This window comes from Uliginosibacterium sp. 31-16, from assembly GCF_030730865.1.
GTDB lineage: Bacteria > Pseudomonadota > Gammaproteobacteria > Burkholderiales > Rhodocyclaceae > Uliginosibacterium.
Map to the genome: position 1 here is coordinate 164,260 of NZ_JAVALZ010000002.1, position 18,682 is coordinate 182,941.

12 protein-coding genes are annotated in these 18,682 nt (G+C 62.8%); 6 read left to right on the forward strand and 6 right to left on the reverse strand.

Annotation, left to right across the window (positions count from 1 at the left end; all coding sequences use genetic code 11):
• Window positions 1–183 precede the first annotated feature (183 nt).
• From typA to pabB, 3 genes are all read left to right on the forward strand, one after another.
• Entirely contained in the window at window positions 184–2,004 is a 1,821-nt protein-coding gene (typA, locus tag Q9Q94_RS08555; protein WP_305979643.1) for a translational GTPase TypA, read from the forward strand.
• A gap of 141 nt (window positions 2,005–2,145) precedes the next feature.
• Window positions 2,146–3,441, forward strand: a complete 1,296-nt coding sequence (locus Q9Q94_RS08560; RefSeq protein WP_305979644.1) for a transglycosylase SLT domain-containing protein — start codon at window positions 2,146–2,148, stop codon at window positions 3,439–3,441.
• Between the two features lie 10 nt (window positions 3,442–3,451).
• Window positions 3,452–5,266, forward strand: coding sequence for an aminodeoxychorismate synthase component I (gene pabB / locus Q9Q94_RS08565; RefSeq protein WP_305979645.1), 1,815 nt, complete (start codon window positions 3,452–3,454; stop codon window positions 5,264–5,266).
• 165 nt (window positions 5,267–5,431) lie between these two features.
• Here the strand turns inward: pabB and Q9Q94_RS08570 are convergent, their stop codons facing one another.
• Both Q9Q94_RS08570 and Q9Q94_RS08575 read right to left on the reverse strand, forming a co-directional pair.
• Window positions 5,432–7,702, reverse strand: coding sequence for a bifunctional diguanylate cyclase/phosphodiesterase (locus tag Q9Q94_RS08570; RefSeq protein ID WP_305979646.1), 2,271 nt, complete (start codon window positions 7,700–7,702; stop codon window positions 5,432–5,434).
• 324 nt (window positions 7,703–8,026) lie between these two features.
• Complete coding sequence (locus Q9Q94_RS08575; RefSeq protein WP_305979647.1) at window positions 8,027–11,737, reverse strand: DUF748 domain-containing protein; 3,711 nt, start codon at window positions 11,735–11,737, stop codon at window positions 8,027–8,029.
• A 167-nt stretch (window positions 11,738–11,904) separates the two neighbouring features.
• On the opposite strand from Q9Q94_RS08575, the gene Q9Q94_RS08580 reads away from it, so the two are divergent.
• Entirely contained in the window at window positions 11,905–12,747 is an 843-nt protein-coding gene (locus tag Q9Q94_RS08580) for a UDP-2,3-diacylglucosamine diphosphatase (RefSeq protein WP_305979648.1), read from the forward strand.
• A gap of 23 nt (window positions 12,748–12,770) precedes the next feature.
• On the opposite strand, the gene Q9Q94_RS08585 is transcribed toward Q9Q94_RS08580, so the two are convergent.
• Window positions 12,771–13,469, reverse strand: coding sequence for an ABC transporter ATP-binding protein (locus Q9Q94_RS08585; RefSeq protein ID WP_305980271.1), 699 nt, complete (start codon window positions 13,467–13,469; stop codon window positions 12,771–12,773).
• On the opposite strand from Q9Q94_RS08585, the gene Q9Q94_RS08590 reads away from it, so the two are divergent.
• Window positions 13,456–14,061, forward strand: coding sequence for an arylesterase (locus Q9Q94_RS08590; RefSeq protein ID WP_305979649.1), 606 nt, complete (start codon window positions 13,456–13,458; stop codon window positions 14,059–14,061). The two genes, Q9Q94_RS08585 and Q9Q94_RS08590, sit on opposite strands and share 14 nt — an antisense overlap.
• Before the next feature lie 66 nt (window positions 14,062–14,127).
• Here the strand turns inward: Q9Q94_RS08590 and Q9Q94_RS08595 are convergent, their stop codons facing one another.
• A complete protein-coding gene (locus Q9Q94_RS08595) occupies window positions 14,128–14,970 on the reverse strand; it encodes a M48 family metallopeptidase (protein ID WP_305979650.1) in 843 nt (280 codons plus the stop codon).
• Window positions 14,963–16,129 carry an MFS transporter gene (locus Q9Q94_RS08600; RefSeq protein WP_305979651.1) on the reverse strand — a complete coding sequence of 389 codons (1,167 nt, stop codon included), beginning with the start codon at window positions 16,127–16,129 and terminating at the stop codon, window positions 14,963–14,965. The genes Q9Q94_RS08595 and Q9Q94_RS08600 overlap by 8 nt, the downstream gene beginning before the upstream one ends.
• A gap of 214 nt (window positions 16,130–16,343) precedes the next feature.
• Here Q9Q94_RS08600 and Q9Q94_RS08605 point away from each other — a divergent pair, with 214 nt between their 5' ends.
• Window positions 16,344–17,807, forward strand: a complete 1,464-nt coding sequence (locus Q9Q94_RS08605; RefSeq protein WP_305979652.1) for an alpha/beta fold hydrolase — start codon at window positions 16,344–16,346, stop codon at window positions 17,805–17,807.
• 121 nt (window positions 17,808–17,928) lie between these two features.
• On the opposite strand, the gene cysE is transcribed toward Q9Q94_RS08605, so the two are convergent.
• Complete coding sequence (gene cysE / locus Q9Q94_RS08610) at window positions 17,929–18,669, reverse strand: serine O-acetyltransferase (protein ID WP_371929834.1); 741 nt, start codon at window positions 18,667–18,669, stop codon at window positions 17,929–17,931.
• Between the last annotated feature and the right edge of the window lie 13 nt (window positions 18,670–18,682).

Consider the following 18,682-nt stretch of genomic DNA (forward strand, 5'->3'; position numbering starts at 1 on the left):
CATTGGAAATTAGTTGCTGTGGATGTTAGCACGAGCCTCCATCGGGTTCAGACAGCACATCAGGGCGGGCGTCTCCGCATGGGCGTGCTATACTTGAAAGCTTTTCTATCAAGCAGTTACACAATCCGGCCAGAAGCCGGTCTTGATATTTCGAACCACCCTCCCCTGCAGAGCCAATAAATCATGAGCCGCGCCATCCGCAACATCGCCATCATCGCCCACGTCGACCATGGCAAAACCACGCTGGTTGACCAGCTTCTCCGCCAATCCGGCACCTTCCGCGAGAACCAGCAGGTTGCCGAACGCGTGATGGACAGCAACGACCTGGAAAAAGAACGCGGCATCACGATTCTGGCCAAGAACTGTGCCATCCAGTACGGCGAAACCCACATCAACATCGTCGACACTCCGGGACACGCCGACTTCGGTGGTGAAGTGGAGCGCGTCCTGTCGATGGTTGACTCCGTACTGCTGCTGGTTGACGCCGTCGAAGGCCCGATGCCGCAGACCCGCTTCGTGACCCGCAAGGCGCTGGCCATGGGCCTGAAGCCCATCGTCGTGGTTAACAAGATCGACCGTCCTGGTGCCCGCCCGGACTGGGTCATCAACCAGACATTCGACCTGTTCGACAAGCTCGGTGCGACCGAAGAGCAGCTGGACTTCCCGATCGTTTACGCCTCGGCCCTGAACGGTTTTGCCATGCTCGACGCCGACAAGCCCGGCACCGACATGAAGCCGCTGTTTGAAGCCATCCTGACTCATGTGCCGCAACCCGAAGTAGATGCTGAAGGCCCGCTGCAACTGCAAGTCTGTTCGCTGGATTACTCGACCTACATCGGCCAGCTGGGCATTGGTCGCATCAAGCGCGGCCGCATCCGCCCGAACCAGGAAGTCGTCGTGATGTATGGCGAAGAAAACAAGGGCAAGGCCAAGATCGGCCAGATCCTGACCTTCAGTGGTCTGGAGCGCAGCTCGGCTGAAATGGCCGAAGCAGGCGATATCGTGCTGGTTTCGGGTATCAATCAGGTCGGGATCGGCGTGACCATCTGCGATCCTGACAAGCTCGAAGGCATGAAGCCGATCGCAGTGGATGAGCCGACTCTGACCATGAACTTCCAGGTCAATTCTTCGCCTCTGGCCGGCCGCGAAGGCAAGTTCGTGACCAGCCGCCAGATCCGCGAACGCCTCGAAAAGGAACTCCTCAAGAACGTCGCCCTGCGCGTGGTGTACACCGAGGATGCTGACGTGTTTGAGGTTTCCGGTCGCGGCGAACTGCACTTGACCATTCTGCTGGAGTCCATGCGTCGCGAAGGTTTCGAGCTGGCCGTGGGTCGCCCGCGCGTCGTGTTCAAGGAAGTCGACGGCGTGAAATGCGAGCCGTACGAAATGCTCACCGTCGACGTTGAAGAAGAAAATCAGGGCGGCGTGATGGAAGAACTCGGTCGCCGCCGTGGCGAACTGCAGGACATGCAGTCGGACGGCAAAGGCCGCGTGCGTCTCGAATACCGCATCCCGGCACGTGGCCTGATCGGCTTCCAGGGCGAATTCATGACCCTGACCCGTGGTACGGGTCTGGCCAGCCACGTGTTCGACGACTACGCACCGGTCGCCGGCAACATGGGTGAGCGTCGCAATGGCGTGCTGATCAGCCAGGACGACGGCGCCGCTGTGGCTTACGCCCTGTGGAAGCTGCAGGATCGCGGCCGCATGTTCGTGAGCCACAACGACCCGGTTTACGAAGGCATGATCATCGGCATCCACAGCCGTGACAACGATCTGGTGGTGAATCCCATCAAGGGCAAGCAACTCACCAACGTGCGTGCCTCGGGTACCGACGAAGCCGTGCGTCTGGTGCCGCCGGTCCAGCTCACGCTGGAATCCGCGATCGAATTCATCGCTGATGACGAACTGGTCGAAATCACCCCCAAGTCGATCCGACTGCGCAAACGTTTCCTCAAGGAGCACGAACGCAAACGCGCATTCAGCGCTGCCGCCAAGGGCTAACCGGAAAAGCCACTCTTCGAGTGGCTTTTTTTCGTCCGCTACGGGCGGGCCAGACTTAACGTATAAAAAACATCTGCTTTCCTTTTGATGACCAGCCCTTAAAATGCCGGCTTAGTCCTTCGTGGACACCGGAGTACATCAATGAAGCGAATCCTGCCAAGCCTGCTTTCTGCATTGCTGCTGGGCTGCACTTCCCTGGCCGGCGCGCAGTCCGATTCGCTGGCGATCAGCCCGAGCCTGTCAGAACCGGCCTACCCTGTATTCAGCACCGAGTTGCCAGGCGAGCGCAGCAGTGTGCAGACCATGGACCTGACACGGCAGAGCGCCGATGTCTGGGGACGCATGCGCCGCGGTTTCGGCATGCCCGACCTGGCCAGTCCGGTCGTCGACCAGCACCTTGCTGCCTTTACCGCCCGCCCGCAGGCTGTGACCAACATCCTTGAGCGCGGCCGCAAGTACCTCTACCACATCATCACCGAACTCGAAAAACGTGGCATGCCCACCGAACTGGCGCTCTTGCCGCTGGTAGAGTCTGCTTACAACCCGATGGCCTTTTCGCCCGCCAAGGCTGCCGGCCTGTGGCAGTTCATCCCCTCCACCGGCAAGGATTTCCAGCTGCAGCAAAACTGGTGGGTGGATGAGCGTCGCGATGTCGTTGCCTCGACCAATGCCGCCCTGCAATATCTGCAGGCCGTCTATGAACTGCAGGGCGACTGGCATCTCGCTCTGGCCTCCTACAACTGGGGCGAAAACGCCGTGCTGCGGGCGGTGAACTCGAACCGCAACGCCGGCAAGCCGACCGATTTCAACAGCCTGAAGATGCCACGCGAAACCGCACAATACGTGCCCAAGCTGCAGGCCATCAAGATGATCGTGGCACACCCGGAACGCTATGGCATCAAGCTGCCGGACATTCCCAATACGCCTTATTTCGTCACGGTCGAGCGCAATCAGGGGATGGACCTGGCTGTCGCTGCCCGCCTGGCTGAAATGCCTTTGTCCGAATTCCAGGCGCTGAACCCGGCTTACAACCGCCCCGTCATCCCGGGCAGTCACGATGCAGATCTGGTCCTGCCGGTCGAAAACGCCCGCAAATTCAATGACAATCTGGCAGCCCATGCCGGCCAGCCGTTGGTCAACTGGAAGACCTACACCGTGCCACGCGCCGGCCGTATTGAAGAGGTTGCCCAGCGACTGCGTCAGTCGCCCGACACCCTGCGCGCAGCCAATGGTCTGGCGCCACGCGCCAGGCTGGCCGCTGGCTACACCCTGCTCATCCCGCAGGATGCGGACACCACGCTGGCCGCCGCCCCGGCCCCTGCGCCAAAGGCCCAGACCCGAGCAATCAAGGTCAGCAAGAATCCGCCGCCGCGCGCCTTGAGCAAGTCGGTCACCCGCCCGGTCGCCAACGCCGACAAACCCCGTCGTCGCAGCTGAACACATTCGCTTGAATCCTGCATCCGGACGGTGGTTCGACCGCCCTTTCGCATTATTTGAAGACAACCTCGGTGAGCCTGCTCAGCTCGGCCTACTGGAAGGCTTGCTGGACTGCATCTGTGCATACACTCCGGAGGAAGTGCCTCTGGCACTAGCCGCCATCGAAGCCGCTCGCAAGAACGGCCACTGGCTTGCCCTGGCGTCCAGCTACGAGCTGGGAGCCGCGCTGGAAGCGACTCTCCATGCCACCTTGCCAGCCGACGCAGGAACGACGCCGCTCTTGCGGGCCTGGGTGTTTGCACGCCGCACCCTGCTTGAGCGCGATGCGCTTGCCCCGTTCTGGGCGGCAGCACTGGCAAATCTCACCCCACCGGAGCAGGAGGCCTGCCTGCTCAGCCTGCAACCCGCTTGGGATGCAGCTCGTCATGCAGAGGCCTGCCGGCGCATTCTCGACTGGATCCACGCCGGCGACTGCTATCAGGTCAACCTGACCTTTCCCCTGTCCGGACAGGCCGGCGGGCATCCTCTGGCCTTGTTTGCCCGTTTGCGGGAAACCCAGCCGGTCACTCACGGAGCATTGATTTTCGACGGCCAGGACTGGATCCTGTCGCGCTCGCCGGAGCTGTTCGTGACACGACGAGGGGCACAGCTGACCTGCCGTCCCATGAAGGGCACGGCGGCACGCAGTGCGGATGCGCGCGAGGATGCCGCCCGCGCAGCAGCCCTGCAGGCTTCGACCAAGGACCGCGCCGAGAACCTGATGATCGTCGACCTGATCCGCAACGATCTGGGGCGCCTGGCACCGGCCGGAGGGGTGCGGGTTGAGCGCCTGTTTGAACTGGAAGCCTATCGCAGCCTCTACCAGCTCACTTCCACGGTCAGCGCCGCACCGGTCAACGCAACGCTGGCCGAAACCCTTGCCGCGCTGTTTCCCTGCGGTTCGGTCACCGGCGCACCAAAAATCCGCGCCATGCAGATCATCCACGCGCTCGAAGACGGGCCACGCGGGCTCTACTGTGGCGCGCTGGGCTGGCTGGCGCCCGATGGCGACTTCAGCCTGAACGTGCCGATCCGCACCCTGCTGCTCGACAAGGAAGGCCACTTGCGCCTGGATGTCGGCAGCGGCATCGTCGCCGATTCAAGCCCCGCGGATGAATACCGCGAATGCCTGAGCAAGGCCAGTTTCCTCCGCCAGCTTGGCAGCGATCTGCAACTGATCGAAACCCTCAGATGTGAGGCAGGCATCTATCCGCTCCTGGACAGGCACCTGATGCGCCTGACGCGCTCCGCCCGGGAACTCGGCTTTGCCTGCGACCCCGCCTCGCTCAGCCGCACCCTGCTTGAGTTTGCAGCCACCCTGCCCGCAGAGGCACAGCGGGTGCGGCTGACACTGGCACGTGACGGCAAACCCACGCTGCAAGCGGCTGTACAGGATGCACTGCCCAGCGGCCAGCGTGCGGCGCTCGCCCCCTTCACGCTGGCTTCGACGGACCCGCGCTTGCGCCACAAGACCACCGCCCGCCGTTTTTACGACACGGCGCTACGCGCAGCGATGGCAGACGGGCTGTTTGATCTGATCTTCAGCAACGAACGCGGCGAGCTGTGCGAGGGCGCACGCAGCAACCTGTTTCTGGAAATGGATGACGGCCCGCTGCGCACGCCAGCGCAAGCGTGTGGCCTGCTGCCCGGTGTACTGCGGGCACAGCTGCTCGACGAAGGTCGTGCCATCGAGGCGGTCTTGCGGCAGGAAGATCTCTTCAAGGCGCGCCGCATCTGGCTGGGTAACGCTCTGCGTGGTCTGGTCGAGGTAGGCGTTGCCCCCTGAGGATGGAGCTGACGCCCGAAGAGCGGCTCCCGACGTGGCTTTGCAGGAGATCTTTACCGAAACCCACGCCGGGCAAGTCTCTTCAGCATGCCTGTCTGAAGAAGGTCAATGGATGCGGCTCTCTGGGAGCCTCCGCAGATCGCGCCGGATTGTCCGCGTGAGGGCTTAGCCCTGCCTGTTTCCACGCAACCAGGCGTCAAACTGATCCGCCGCCATCGGCCGGCCGAAGTGGAATCCCTGCATCAGCTCGCAGCCCATCGCCAGCAGCGCCTGCGCCTGTTCGGCGGTTTCCACGCCTTCGGCCACCACCCGCGGACAGCGACTGCGGGCCAGTTCGACAACCGAGGCCGCCAAGGCCCGCTCTTCAGCGGAGTGGGCTATCTGTTCGATATACGTCGGATCTATCTTCACCACATCGGTCGCCAGGCCAATCAGTTGCCGCAATGAGGAATGGCCGGTGCCAAAGTCATCAATGCCCAGGCGGATGCCCAGTTCGCGCAAAGCCCCCAGCCGGGCCGCCAGCAGCACCGGATCTTCCAGCCCGACTGCCTCGGTAAACTCGAAGCAGATCTGCGCCGGCGGTACATCGCAGTACTCGATGATCCGGCGAACCTTGGGGACAAAATCTTCGCTGCGCAGTTGCACTGGTGAAATATTGATCGCAATGCCCAATTGCCGATGCCCCTGTCGATGCCACGCGGCCAGGCGATCCAGCGCCTGCTCAAGCACCCACAGTCCCAGTTCATTGATCATCCCGGTACGCTCGGCCAGAGGGATGAAACGCAGCGGCGGCACCATCTCGCCAAAATCATTGCGCCAGCGCAGCAGCGCTTCTACGCCCAGCACCTCGCCACTCGCGGCATTGACCAGCGGCTGGTAATGCACCGACAAGCCGCGCTTGAAATCGATGGCTGCACGCAGGTTGTGGAGCATGCTCACACGGGTCTGCACGTCTTCGGACATCATCACCGAGAACTCGCAGAACGAGCCGCCATCGGCCCTGCGTGCCTGCGTCAGGGCCAGGTTGGCATTGCGCAGCAGCTCCACGGCATTGCCCTTGCATTGACTGACCTGCACCAGCCCCATGCGCATCTGGATCGCCAGTGCGTGCCCATGCACGAAGAAAGGCAGCTCGAAGGCCTTGCGAACGGACTCTGGATCCACGGCGTTTTCCGGTCCGTAAATTCCGAAGCTGTCGGCCGCGATGCGCGAAAGCGTGACGCCGGTCCCCAGGGCCACGCGCAGGCGCTTGGACACGGCGACCAGCAGCGAATCTCCGCAGCGATGGCCCAGCGCATCATTCACCTCGGAGAAACGCACAATGTCGGCAATCGCCAGACAGCGGGTGCCGCCCTGCCGGCTGAACAGATCCTGATCCACATCGGCAATGAAGCGTGTGCGATTCGGCAGATGGGTCAAGGGATCAAAAAAGGCGAAGAAATCCAGGCGCTCGATCAGATCCACATTCTCGAAACCCACGGCCAGGCTGGACGCAAACATTTCCACCAGCCGGTGTTCAATCTCATGCAGAGGCTGCTCCAGATCGACCACCACCACCGCATCACGCGATCCGCAGCCCAGCCACATCGCAAAACGCCCGGGCTCGAATACACAGCTCCGCGCCGCCGTGCAGCGCCGGATAGCACGCAGCATTTCCACATCCAGCGCCTTTTCTGCTGCACAGCCCTGCATGGCAACGTAGCGCCCTGCTGCCGACTCAATGTACAGACCATGGTCGCGCTGAGCCTCTGCGCTGCTCTTTTCCAGACAGACCACCGCGTCCATGTCACGCCCGAGCAACTCGGCCAGACACTGCAGCAGCACCCGTGAAAACTCCTGCGTGGAACGCAACCGGAAAATCTCGTTGGACGCCCGTGCCACCGTTTCCATGCCCCGGTTCGCTGCACGAACCAGTTCAAGCTGCTCATAGGCGCGCAGCCCCGCCGTCAGCGTGGTGATCAGACGCGTCTGGGTCAGCTCGGATTTGGTCCGGTAATCATTGATGTCGTAGCGCCGGATGACGTCCAGCTCCGGCGCGTAGCCAGGCTGGCCCGTGCGCAGCACGATGCGCATCGAGCGCAGACCCAGCTCATTGCGGATGGTCTCGACCAGACGCAAGCCCGCGTCCGGCGTTTCCATCACCACGTCGAGCATGCCGACGGCGATATCCTTCTCGACCTGCAGCAAGGCCACGGCTTCGCTGGCACTGCTGGCGTGCAGCAACTCCAGCGGACGACCATCCACCTCGACGCCCCGCAACGCATAGGTGGTCGCGCGATGCACCTCTTCATCATCATCGGTAATCAGCACACGCCACGGCCGCAGCGCGCGCTCATTCCCCGCAGAGAGCGCTGTCGGCAGATCATCTGCAAACAGGAATGCCTCTTCGGCTTGCGCGACATTTCCCGCAGATTGCTGATCGACCGACAGACTCACCAGGCCTCCTTGTGAAACATCCCCGTTTTGTGTATCCGGGGTTTGCCAACATTCCGCGCAGGGCTGACACCTGAACGCGGCCTACCTTCAGAGTAACGGCAGTGAATGCAGAAACTTGCGGGTCACTTTGAGGAAAACCGGCCTTTGAGCCGTGCTCCGACTTTCGCGGATCAGCACGCGGGACACCATAGCCCTAACGGGCGGCGGGTCGCGGAGGGGCGCACGGGCAGGCGATCTATGGACCCCGTGCCTGAAGAGCCTTACGCTGCATGAGTTTCCGGGCATGCACCGCGCACAGCAAGGCTGCACACGGCTTGACAGGCATCAGCGCAATGAGAACTCCACACGAGGCGCGGGCGGTTTTCCTTCGCTGCCTTCGGTAGCATTGGCTGACGACAGCAGGAATACCCGTTCGGGTGCCACGCCGGTCTGGTCAAGCAGGCGCGTACGCACCACCTGCGCACGCTGGGCAGCCAGCGCCTGCAGATCGGCCGGACTGACCAGAAAGCTGCCGAGCACGATCCTCTCCATATCCTCCACCGGCAGGCTCTTGAGCATTCCCACCGCGTTGCGCGGGCGGCCATCAATCTTCTCCGCCTCGTACACGGACTTGAGCAGGGCCGGGTATTCGGCCGCGTCGATTTTCAGCTCATCAACCTGACTGACCGCCTCACCACGCTTGACCAGTTGCGCAGCCTTGAGTGAGCGCAGCTTGCCATCCAGACGCGTCCGCTTCAGACCCGCGACATCGCCCGCCGGATCAGCGCGGCCGGCAATCTCCAGCTTCAGCGCGGGCCGATCGGTCAGCGCTTTCACGAGATTTCTCAGCTTCTCCTCCCCTGCCGGCGCAATGGCCGCTGAACCCGGCGCGAAATCGAGATACGCCAGTTCCTCGCCACCACCGAACATCGAACCGATCAACGCGAAGGGAGCCGTCGCCGCCTTGCCGATCAGATTGCCGATCACCTTGAGGATGATCCCGCCCACCGAGAATTGCGGGTCATCCAGCGAGCCGGCGATCGGCAGCTTGATGTCGATCACGCCGTGGCGGTCCTTGAGCAGGGACACGGCAAAGAGCACCGGCAGCTTGGTTGCATCCGGGCTTTCGACCTTCTTGCCGAAGGTAAGCTGGTCAAGCGTCACCCGGTTTTCGGCGCTGAGCTGGCGCTCGCGAATTTTGTACTGCACGGCCATCGACAGCTTGCCCTTGTCGATGCCGTAGCCGACAAACTTGGCGGCGTAGGTCGACACTCCGGTCAGATCGACGTCGCGCACGTCGGCCTTGATGTCCAGGAAGCTGTCCTGGCGGAAAGGATTCAGTTCGCCGCCCACCGTCACCGGCGCTGCGCCATCCAGGCTGGCCTTCAGATCCAGTGCTGCGACCGACGCCTGATCACTGGACAGACCGGTGAGCGTGCCATTGAGCGCCAGCAGATTGGCTTCGTAGTTCGGCTTGATGAAACGGTCGGTGTAATTGACATTGCCATTGACGAGCACGATGCGCTCGATCTTCACCTCCGGCAGCGGCGCGGCTGGTTTGGGCGCTGGCGACGGCGTCGAACCCGTGGCAAACGGCGCCGATGCAACCGCCGGGGCGGCAGCACCGGGCGCCTCCTCGTCGGCCGCCAGCTCCCGCACATTGAGGCGGCCCTGTGCATCCAGAATCAGGCGCGTATAGAAGTCTTCCAGCCGGATTTCGCGCGTGGCAAAGGCCAGTGGCCGGGTCTGCAGCTTGACGTCGGCAAAGGCAAAATGCTTCCAGCGCATGAAATCGGCGTCGTTGAGACGATCCAGCGAATTGAAGTCATCCACCGCCAGTGAGCCGGCGTAGCGGATATCAGGCTGGTCGGCACGGCTCAGATCAAAGCTCAGATTACCTTTGGCGGACAGATTGCCGCGCGTCACCAGGATGCGATACAGATCATCCACATAGGGCTGCACGGCCAGAAAATCGACGGCTCGTAGATCCAGGCGCAGCGCGCCTTTCAGAGGCTCCGTCCCGAAACGCCCGCCAATCGCCAGTTTGCCGGCCTTGTTCACGCGCGCGGACAGGTTTACATCGGTCTGCGCACCCGGCTGATTGCTCCAGCCTTTCAGGTGCAAGCCGAAATCCGCGATATCCAGCGCCACCGGAGCACTGCCTGAACGGTCATCGAAATGCACCGCCCAGCCGCCCAGCACGGCGTCTTCCAGGCTCAGGCGCCAGGGCAGCTCAGGCGCCGCCGGTGGAGCGACCGCCACAGCCGTTTCCGCCACGACCACCAGCTTGTCGCGCAAGGCCTCTTTGGCACTCTCGTTTGCCGCACTGTGCGTCTGGAACAGCTGGGCCAGATTGATGCCGCCATCCTTGTCGCGCAACAGGCTGACTTTTGCTCCCTTGCTGGTGAAACGCCCCAGTTTCACCTCGCGGTGGGCGAGGTCGACACTTACCCCTTCGGCACGTGACTCCGGCACACTCACCAGTGGCTGTTTCGCCTTGAGCTCGCTCAGACTGAAATTCCGCGTATCGAGCACCAGCTTGTCCAGGCTGACCGCGCTGCCATCTTTGCCCGGCTCAACCTTGAAATCGCCTTCCAGCACGGTTTCGCCCCGGAATATCGCCCGGTCCAGCGCCGCCGCGTAATACGGGCGCAGCGGCTCCAGTGCGACGCCCGATACGGCGAAATGTCCGTTGTAGCTTTCGTCCTTGAGCGCCAGACGTGCATCGACAGCAAGTTGCAGACCCTGCGCGCCCTGTGCCTTGAGTTGCAGCGTGGCCGGCTGGCTACCCGCGAGATCCAGCTTGTCCAGCTGTATCTCAAGCGGGCTCAGGGCGAAACGATAGCCCCCGGGCACCGCATCGTCCTGCCAGCGAACGCTGCCCTTGCTGAGTACCAGTTTGTCGACGTAGATCCGGGGCGCATTGGCCTTGGCTGGCTCGGTCTTGCCGGCAGATTGCGCAGCGCCTGCCGGCGCAGTTTTTTCTCCAGTCAGCGTCGCCAGATTCAGTGTGCCGTTCTTTGCACGCTGCAAATCCACGCCCGGCCCGTCGATCTGCACCCGGTTCAGGCGCAGCACCAGCGGATTGGCCAGCGGCTCGATACGCTCGATTTCTACACCCAGAGCCTCCAGATCAAACAGTGGCCCACCTTTTCCATCCTTCAACAGCACATCATTGAGTGCCAGCTTGCCACTCACCACCAGCGAAGCGGGCACCTTGGCCGAGGCTTCGGTCCACACCAGCTTCAGATCCGAGGCGAGCTTCGCCCGCTCGATCTTCACCGGCAGTTTGGCCGGCACATAGCCCAGATACTGGGTGATGTCGAAAGGCTCGAACACCACTTCCAAGCTGGCCTGGCGATGATCGGAAAAAGGCTTCACCTGACCCAGCAGGCGGAAGTCGCTACCGTTGATATTCGCTTCCAGCTTCGGCTGGACAAAGTTTTCAACCTTGGCGGGCAGACTGGAAACAAAAGGCACGCCGATATTGAGCTGTTCGATCTTGTGCACGCGTGCCGCCGGGCGGTCATCGAACTCGATGCGACCGCCGGTCAGTTCGATGTTGTTCAGCGAAAAGCGCGCCGGTTCGCTCGCGGGCTCTTCCTTGGGCGCTGGCGGGCTGGCAAAACGCTCAAGGATGTCGCTGAAATTGAAACGGTTGTCATCCAGACGCACCACATGCACGGCGGGCTGCTCGACGCGCAGGCTATCCAGTACCACGCCACGCTGCCAGATCGAGGCTGTCGACAGATTCGCGCGCAGCAGGCCGAGGCTGAGAAACTCGCTCTTGCCATCGGCCTCGAGGATGCGCAGCCCCTCGATTCGCGCACTCAGGGCAAGCGGATTGAAGCTCACGCCCTGCACCGTCACCGACCGCCCCAAGGCTTTGCTGCCCTGGTTTTCAACAGCCCAGCGCAGCACCGGCGGTACGGCAAAGAAACCCAGCAGAATCAGTCCGGAAAACACCCCCAGCAAGGATTTGACGACAATACGCACACGCCGCTGCTGCCACAACAGGCCTGGTTTCAGGAATTTCTCGGGGGCTGGGGGATTCATGCTGACTCCTTTGTTTTCATCTCTTTCGATGCTAGCAGCAAACGAAGGCCAAACCTTCCGGACGTGACATTTGGCTATAAGTCAGCCCGATGACAGCTGTCATTGTTCTGTCACATCGGCCGCGTAATGTCCGCAGGCAGGCAAACCGCCCTGCTTACAAAAACAATATGCCCCAAGTACGCTCGATTTTCCTCTCCGACATCCACCTCGGCACCCGTGGCTGCCAGGCCGACGCCCTGCTCGCTTTCCTGCGGCATCATGATTCGGAAAACATCTTCCTGATCGGCGACATCATCGACTTCTGGGCCATGCGCCGCGGGGTGCACTGGAGCAACCTGCAGAACACTTTCGTGCAGAAACTCCTGCGCCGCGCCCGCAAGGGCGTGAAGATCGTCTTCGTGCCCGGCAACCACGACGAGGCGCTGCGCGAACACTGCGGCATCAACTTCGGCGACATCGAGCTGCGCCACGAATACCTCCACACTACGGCCAACGGCAAACGCTATCTGCTGATCCACGGCGACGAATATGATCAGGTCACCCGTCACCACCGCTGGGTCGCCGTGCTCGGCGATGTGGCTTACAACACACTGGTGCGCATCAACGGCTGGCTGTCGATGATCCGCCGCCGGCTCAACATCCCCGGCTACTGGTCACTCGCCGGTTACGCCAAGCGCAAGGTCAAGACCGCCGTCAGCTTCATCTTCGACTTCGAGGACTCGGTGGTGCGCGGCATGCGCGAACGCGGTGTCGATGGCGTGATCTGCGGCCACATTCACGCGGCTACGATCAAGACGATTCAAGGCATCGAATACATCAACTGCGGCGACTGGGTGGATAGCTGTACCGCGATTGTCGAGCACTTCGACGGCAGCATGGAATTGATCGACTGGCGCGAGCACGCTGTCGTGCTCGCCACCGAACCCGCCATTCCCGACCCCGACGCCATCCTGCCCGAGCAAGCCCTGCCACTCAGCCTGCCCGCCCTGATACGTACCATCCAGGGCTGAAGAACAAGGCTGCGCGCGGCTCTTCAGGCAGTCATCATTCGCCCTTCACGCAACCGGATGCTGCGCCCGCAGGCGCTGGCCAGTTCCTCGTCATGCGTCACCAACAGCAGCGTGGTGCCAGACTCGCGGTTGAGCTCGAAAAGCAGTTCGATGATGTGGTGCCCGGTGGCACCATCGAGATTGCCGGTCGGCTCGTCAGCCAGCAGCACCGCCGGCTGCATGGCGAAAGCCCTTGCCAGCGCGACGCGCTGCTGCTCGCCGCCAGACAGATGCTTGGGGTAATGGCTCAGGCGTGCGGCCAGCCCGACACGGGCAAGCCACTGCTGCGCGATATCTTTCGCGCCAGCCCGGCCGGCCAGTTCCAGCGGCATCATCACGTTCTCCAGCGCTGTCAGTGCGGGCAGAAGCTGGAAGGACTGGAACACGAAGCCAATCATCTGCCCGCGCAGTGCGGCGCGGGCGTCTTCGTCGAGGCCGAAAATCGGCACGCCTCCGAGATGCACGCTGCCAGAGCTGGGAACATCCAGCCCGGCAAGGAGTCCGAGCAGGGTGGATTTGCCGGAGCCTGAGGCGCCGACAATCGCCACGGTTTCTCCCGCATCGACGCTGAAGTCGATCTGCTGCAATATGTCCAGCGTGCCGCCATCGGCGAGCGCCACGGATTTACCGATATTCTTGACGGCCAGTACCGGCCCGGAGTTTTCCTGCATGGCTCGCAGCATCATCATCCTGTTCGCAATCATGTCCATTCAAAGCGCTTCTGCAGCCACCCTGCTGATCTGGGGCGACAGCCTCTCGGCGGCCTACGGCATCGATCAGAAAACCGCCTGGCCGGCTCTGCTCGAGCAGAAACTGCAAGGCGAAGGCTACCGGTACAAGCTCGTCAATGCCAGCATCAGCGGTGAAACCACCGCCGGCGGCCTGACCCGCCTGCCCGCAGCACTGGCCGAACACAAGCCGGCCGTCGTGATCATCGAACTGGGGGCCAACGACGGTCTGCGTGGTCTGCCGGTGCCTGCCATGCGCAGCAATCTGGACGCCATGATTCGTGCCACCCAGAGTGCGGGCGCCAAGGTCATGCTGATCGGCATGCGCATGCCGCCAAACTTCGGCCCGGTCTACACCACAAAGTTCCAGGAAACTTTCAGCGGACTCGCCAAAGAGCGCAAAACCGCCCTGCTGCCTTTCATGATGGAAGGCTTCGCGCAGCGTGACGAACTGTTTCAGGGCGACAACCTGCACCCCACCAGCGCCGCGCAGCCGTTGATCATCCAGAATCTCTGGCCGGTGCTCAAACCTCTCCTGAGGAAGTAGCCGGAGAGCCGCCTGCAGCAAGGCTCTTCAGGCATGAGCACTGAAGAGCAAGGCGGAATGCGGCTTTCAGAGCACCGCCCGCCCACTACGCTTGGCCTGTTCGTACAGCGGCATCACCTTGTCACCGTACACTTTCAGGTCGCTTTGGCGATCTTCGTGCGCCGGATGGGTCGACAGCCATTTCGGCGGCGCGCCATCGTTGGCCTTGGCCATCTTCTGCCACAGTGTCACGGCCGCACGCGGGTCGTAGCCGGCGCGGGCGGCCAGCTCGATGCCGATGCGATCCGCCTCGGTTTCGTGCTCGCGCGAATTGGGCAGCTCGAAGGTCACGTTGTAGACCAGCCCGGCCAGATCCATCTGGCCCTGATCGGCGCCCAGAGCGATACCGATGATGGACAGACCGAGTCCGGCGGTGGCGGATTTCGAGGCGCGCTCCCAGGCGTGCTCGCGCAGGGCGTGGGCGATCTCGTGGCCCATCACCTGGGCCAGTTCGTCATCCGTGGCTTTCAGCCCGTCAATCAGCCCGGTGTAGAACGCGATCTTGCCGCCGGGCATGCACCAGGCATTCAGCTCCTTGGAGCTGATCACATTCACTTCCCACTTCCAGTTCACTGCCTCGGGGCGGAATACGGCGGTCTGCGGAATGATCCGGTCAGCAATGCGCCGCACTCGTGCCACATCCTCGCCATCCCTGTTCAGCGTCTGCTTTTTCTGCGCTTCGCCGAGCACCTGACGATACTGCAGGCCCGCCTGCTGGTTGAGCTCAGCGCGATTGATCAGCGGCGACACCCGCTGCTCGCGCGACACGCCCACCACGCCAGGCTGGGTGGTCTGCACGGTCTGGCACCCCACCACGGCGGCGCACGCCAGAGTGACGGCCCAGGTCCACGGGCCAAGATTCTTACGCATGAGTTTTCTCTCCACGGTTTTCCGGATGGGCGCGCAGGCCCCACCACAACACGCCAAACCCCAGCAGGGCGAAACCGGAGCTGGCGGTAAAGGTCCAGCCGGCGCCCACGCTATCCCACAGCCAGCCACTGACCAGGCTGCCGATGATGCCGCCGGCACCAAACGAAATGCTGCCATACAGCGCCTGCCCCTGCGCCTGATGCGGCCCCGCAAACCAGCGACTGATCGCCGACACCGAGGCGATATGATTCACACCGAACGTAATCCCGTGCAGCAATTGCATCAACAGCACGATGACAATGAAGTTCACGCCCCAGCCGATCAGCGCGAAGCGCAGCGCCGCCACGGCCAGCGCAAACAGCAGCAGGTGACGCAGGGCAAAGCGCGCCATCAGGCGCGGCGCCAGCATGAACACAAGGATTTCGGCCAGCACCCCCAGCGTCCACAGCAAACCAACCAGGCTCTTGCTGTACCCGGCCGCCACCAGATGGATCGAGTAGAAGACATTCAGGGCGCCATGCGCTGCGGTCATCAGCATGCAGGAGGCGAGCAAGGCCATCACCTCCGGCCGGCGCACGAGCGGCCACAGACCGCCGGTCACCCGTTCACCATCGCGGCGCGGCGCCTCCGGCACCAGCAGTGAGGAAGCCACGATCGCCAGCAGCATGCCCACCCCGCCGTGCACCACCCAGTCAATGCTGGCGCGCTCCAGCCACCAGCCGGTGCCGAGCACCGACACCACAAAGCCGAAAGAGCCCCAGGCGCGAATCGCACCATAACCGGGCTGGCCATTCAGGTGCCCGAAGGTGGTGGCTTCGGCCAGCGGACTCTGCGCCGTCCAGAAAAACCCCATCACCGCCAGCGCAGCGGCGATGGCCCAGAAACTGTCCGATACTCCGATGCACATGTAGCCGAGCATGGAGATCAGTGCCGCAATACGCAGCACCGGCATGCGGCGCCCCAGACGATCTGCCAGCCAGCCCCACAGATTGGGTGCGAGCAGGCGCATCCACTGCATCACAGCCAGCAACAGGCCGATCTGCGCCGCAGGAAAACCGCGACTCTGCAGATACAGCGCGAAATACGGCATGAAAATGCCGATGAAGGCGTAGTAGAAGAAGTAGTAGACCGAGAGGCGGCGGAAAGGAACTGCTGGCATCGCTGCAGAGGAATGATGTGCGGGTTCAGGCGCGCTATTAGACCAGATGCAAGGCTTCAGGCACATGCCCGGATTGCCGCCGCCCACCTGTCTCTCCGGGCAGGCAGGCTGAAAAGCCTTGCCGTGCGCGGGTCTACGGGCATGACCCAGCGCAGCCCCGGGTTGCATGGATCCGCTACTATCGCGTTTCCATGCCGCACGAAATGCTCATTCCATGACGTCTTTGCGCTGTCTGATCCTGTCAGCCGCCCTGCTCTGCGCCAGTCAGGGGTATGCCCAGACCCAGTCCGCTCCGGCTTTGCCGCCCCCCGCCTGCGACTACTGCAAGGAAAAGCTCCTCACGCTGGACGCCCTGCGCCAGCGCTTGCCGGCGGACTGGCTGCTCACCACCGAGCACGATCCGGTCTTCGGTGGCGACATGCTGGTTGTGGAAGCCGGCCGGCAGAATCCACAAACCCTGGTGCTGGTGCACGGCCTTGGCCAGAACGGTTTCACCGACTGGATCAGCGTGATGCCACAGCTTGCACAGCGCTACCACGTCGTCAGCTTTGATTTTCCCGGTTTTGGTTACTCCACCAGCCCGAACGGCAAGTATTCGCCGAGCAACTATGCGCGCGTGCTGAGCGGCGTGATCAGCCGTCACGCCAGGGGGCGTACCATCGTCGTCGGGCACTCCATGGGCGGCGCGGTTTCGTTGCGTTTTGCCGCCAGCTACCCGGCACAGCTCGACAAGCTCATCCTCGTCGATGCCGCCGGCATCCTGCACCGCACGGCCTTCGTCAAATACAGTGCGCGGGTGCCGATGGCGGTCGAGCAGATGCCGGCATTTCTGAAAGGCGCGATGGCCCGGATCAAGGATTTCGGCAACGCCGCGGTCGAGAAGATCGTTAGCTTTCCCGACCCGACGCGCATTCTCAGCGTGAATGAAACCGTCTGGGGCTCGGTGATGGCCAAGCGCACCAATGCCAATGCCGGCATGGCACTGGTGGAGGAAGACTTCAGCGCCGACATCCCGAAACTGCAGACCCCGACCTGGATCATCTGGGGTGAAGCCGACCCCGTCGCCCCGCTACGCACCGGCCAGATGCTCGCCTGGCGCCTGCCACGCGCCCAGTTGCTGACGATGCCGGGCGTGGAGCACACGCCGATGGATCTGGCCACCGTGCAGATTTTCATTCCCCAGCTTGAGCGTGCGCTGAGCGCCGAGCCACAGCCCGCACGCCTGCCTGAAGCGCCCTCCGGCGCGCTGGCCGATCTGCGCTGCAGCGGCGAGACCGATCGCCTCTACAGCGGGCATTTCCGCGAAGTGATCATTGATGGCTGCAACGCCGTAAAGCTGCAGAACCTGAGTGCGGAACGCATCGTGATCCGCGACAGCATCACGCAAATGCTCAACGTGCGAATCGGCAGCAAGGCCACCCAAGGCAGCGCGCTGGAGGTGGTGAATTCAGAGCTGATTGCCACCGCCGGCGAAATCAGCGGCGAGATCGCCATCCACGCCGACAAGGCGCGTCTGGATCTGGCGGGCCTCCGGCTCAACGCCCGGCGCACGGCCATCGAGGTGGAGCGCTTCTCGCGCGTAGTCAGCTCCGCCAGCGAGATCCACAGCCCGGCCTTCACCGGCACCTGGCAAGGCACTCAGGAGATCGAAATGGGCGTGCTGGACCTTGATCCATGAATGGCCCTGCAAGCCGCATCCAGCGGACTTCTTCAAGCACCCTGCCTGAAGAGCTGTGCAGCGCGGACCTGTCAGACCACCCTGCCCGCAGATCAAGGCTGCAAGCGGGTCTCCGGAATGCTCAATCCACAATCCTGTTCAGGTAGTCGCAGTCCAGCGGCGTCTTGGCGCTGGTATCGCCTTCGACGCACAGGCCGGCATCCTTGAGCCGGGTGGCCAGCGCATCGATGCGTTTGTCCTGCTCGGCGACATGGTCGAGCAGTGCATGCAGGGCTTTGGAGACCGGATCATCCATGTTGCGCGTCACGCCGTAAGCCGAGAAATCCGGCTTGTCCTCGCGCTCGGCCCTGGGTTCCAGCACGTGCGCCGGATTGCCCACTGCCGTGGCGCCCGCGGGCACCGGCTTGATCACCACCGCATTGGAGCCGACCTTGGCCCCCGCGCCGACCGTGAAGCCGCCCAGCACCTTGGCGCCGGCGCCGATCACCACCCCGGCTTCCAGCGTCGGGTGACGCTTCACGCCGCGATACAGCGAGGTGCCGCCCAGGGTCACGCCCTGATAGATGGTGCAGTCGTCACCAATTTCAGCCGTCTCGCCAATCACCACGCCGATGCCGTGATCGATGAACACCCGCCGGCCGAACTTCGCACCAGGATGGATCTCGATGCCGGTGAGCCAGCGCGAGAAATACGAGATGAAGCGTGCCAGCAGAAAGAACTTCGCCCGCCAGCAGCGATGCGCCAGCCGATGCAGCACCAGCGCATGCAGGCCCGGATAACACAGCAGCACCTCGAGCTTGCTGCGGGCGGCAGGATCGCGCTGGAGTACGCTGGCTATGTCTTCGCGGAGGTGGGCAAACATGAAAGGACTCTTC

Coding starts and splice junctions, on each gene's coding strand:
- typA (WP_305979643.1), top strand. CDS start 184: ATGAGCCGCGCCATCCGCAACATCGCCATCATCGCCCACGTCGACCAT.
- Q9Q94_RS08560 (WP_305979644.1), top strand. CDS start 2,146: ATGAAGCGAATCCTGCCAAGCCTGCTTTCTGCATTGCTGCTGGGCTGC.
- Q9Q94_RS08575 (WP_305979647.1), bottom strand. CDS start 11,737: ATGAATCCCCCAGCCCCCGAGAAATTCCTGAAACCAGGCCTGTTGTGG.
- Q9Q94_RS08580 (WP_305979648.1), top strand. CDS start 11,905: ATGCCCCAAGTACGCTCGATTTTCCTCTCCGACATCCACCTCGGCACC.
- Q9Q94_RS08590 (WP_305979649.1), top strand. CDS start 13,456: ATGGCTCGCAGCATCATCATCCTGTTCGCAATCATGTCCATTCAAAGC.
- Q9Q94_RS08585 (WP_305980271.1), bottom strand. CDS start 13,469: ATGCTGCGAGCCATGCAGGAAAACTCCGGGCCGGTACTGGCCGTCAAG.
- Q9Q94_RS08595 (WP_305979650.1), bottom strand. CDS start 14,970: ATGCGTAAGAATCTTGGCCCGTGGACCTGGGCCGTCACTCTGGCGTGC.
- Q9Q94_RS08600 (WP_305979651.1), bottom strand. CDS start 16,129: ATGCCAGCAGTTCCTTTCCGCCGCCTCTCGGTCTACTACTTCTTCTAC.
- Q9Q94_RS08605 (WP_305979652.1), top strand. CDS start 16,344: ATGACGTCTTTGCGCTGTCTGATCCTGTCAGCCGCCCTGCTCTGCGCC.
- cysE (WP_371929834.1), bottom strand. CDS start 18,669: ATGTTTGCCCACCTCCGCGAAGACATAGCCAGCGTACTCCAGCGCGAT.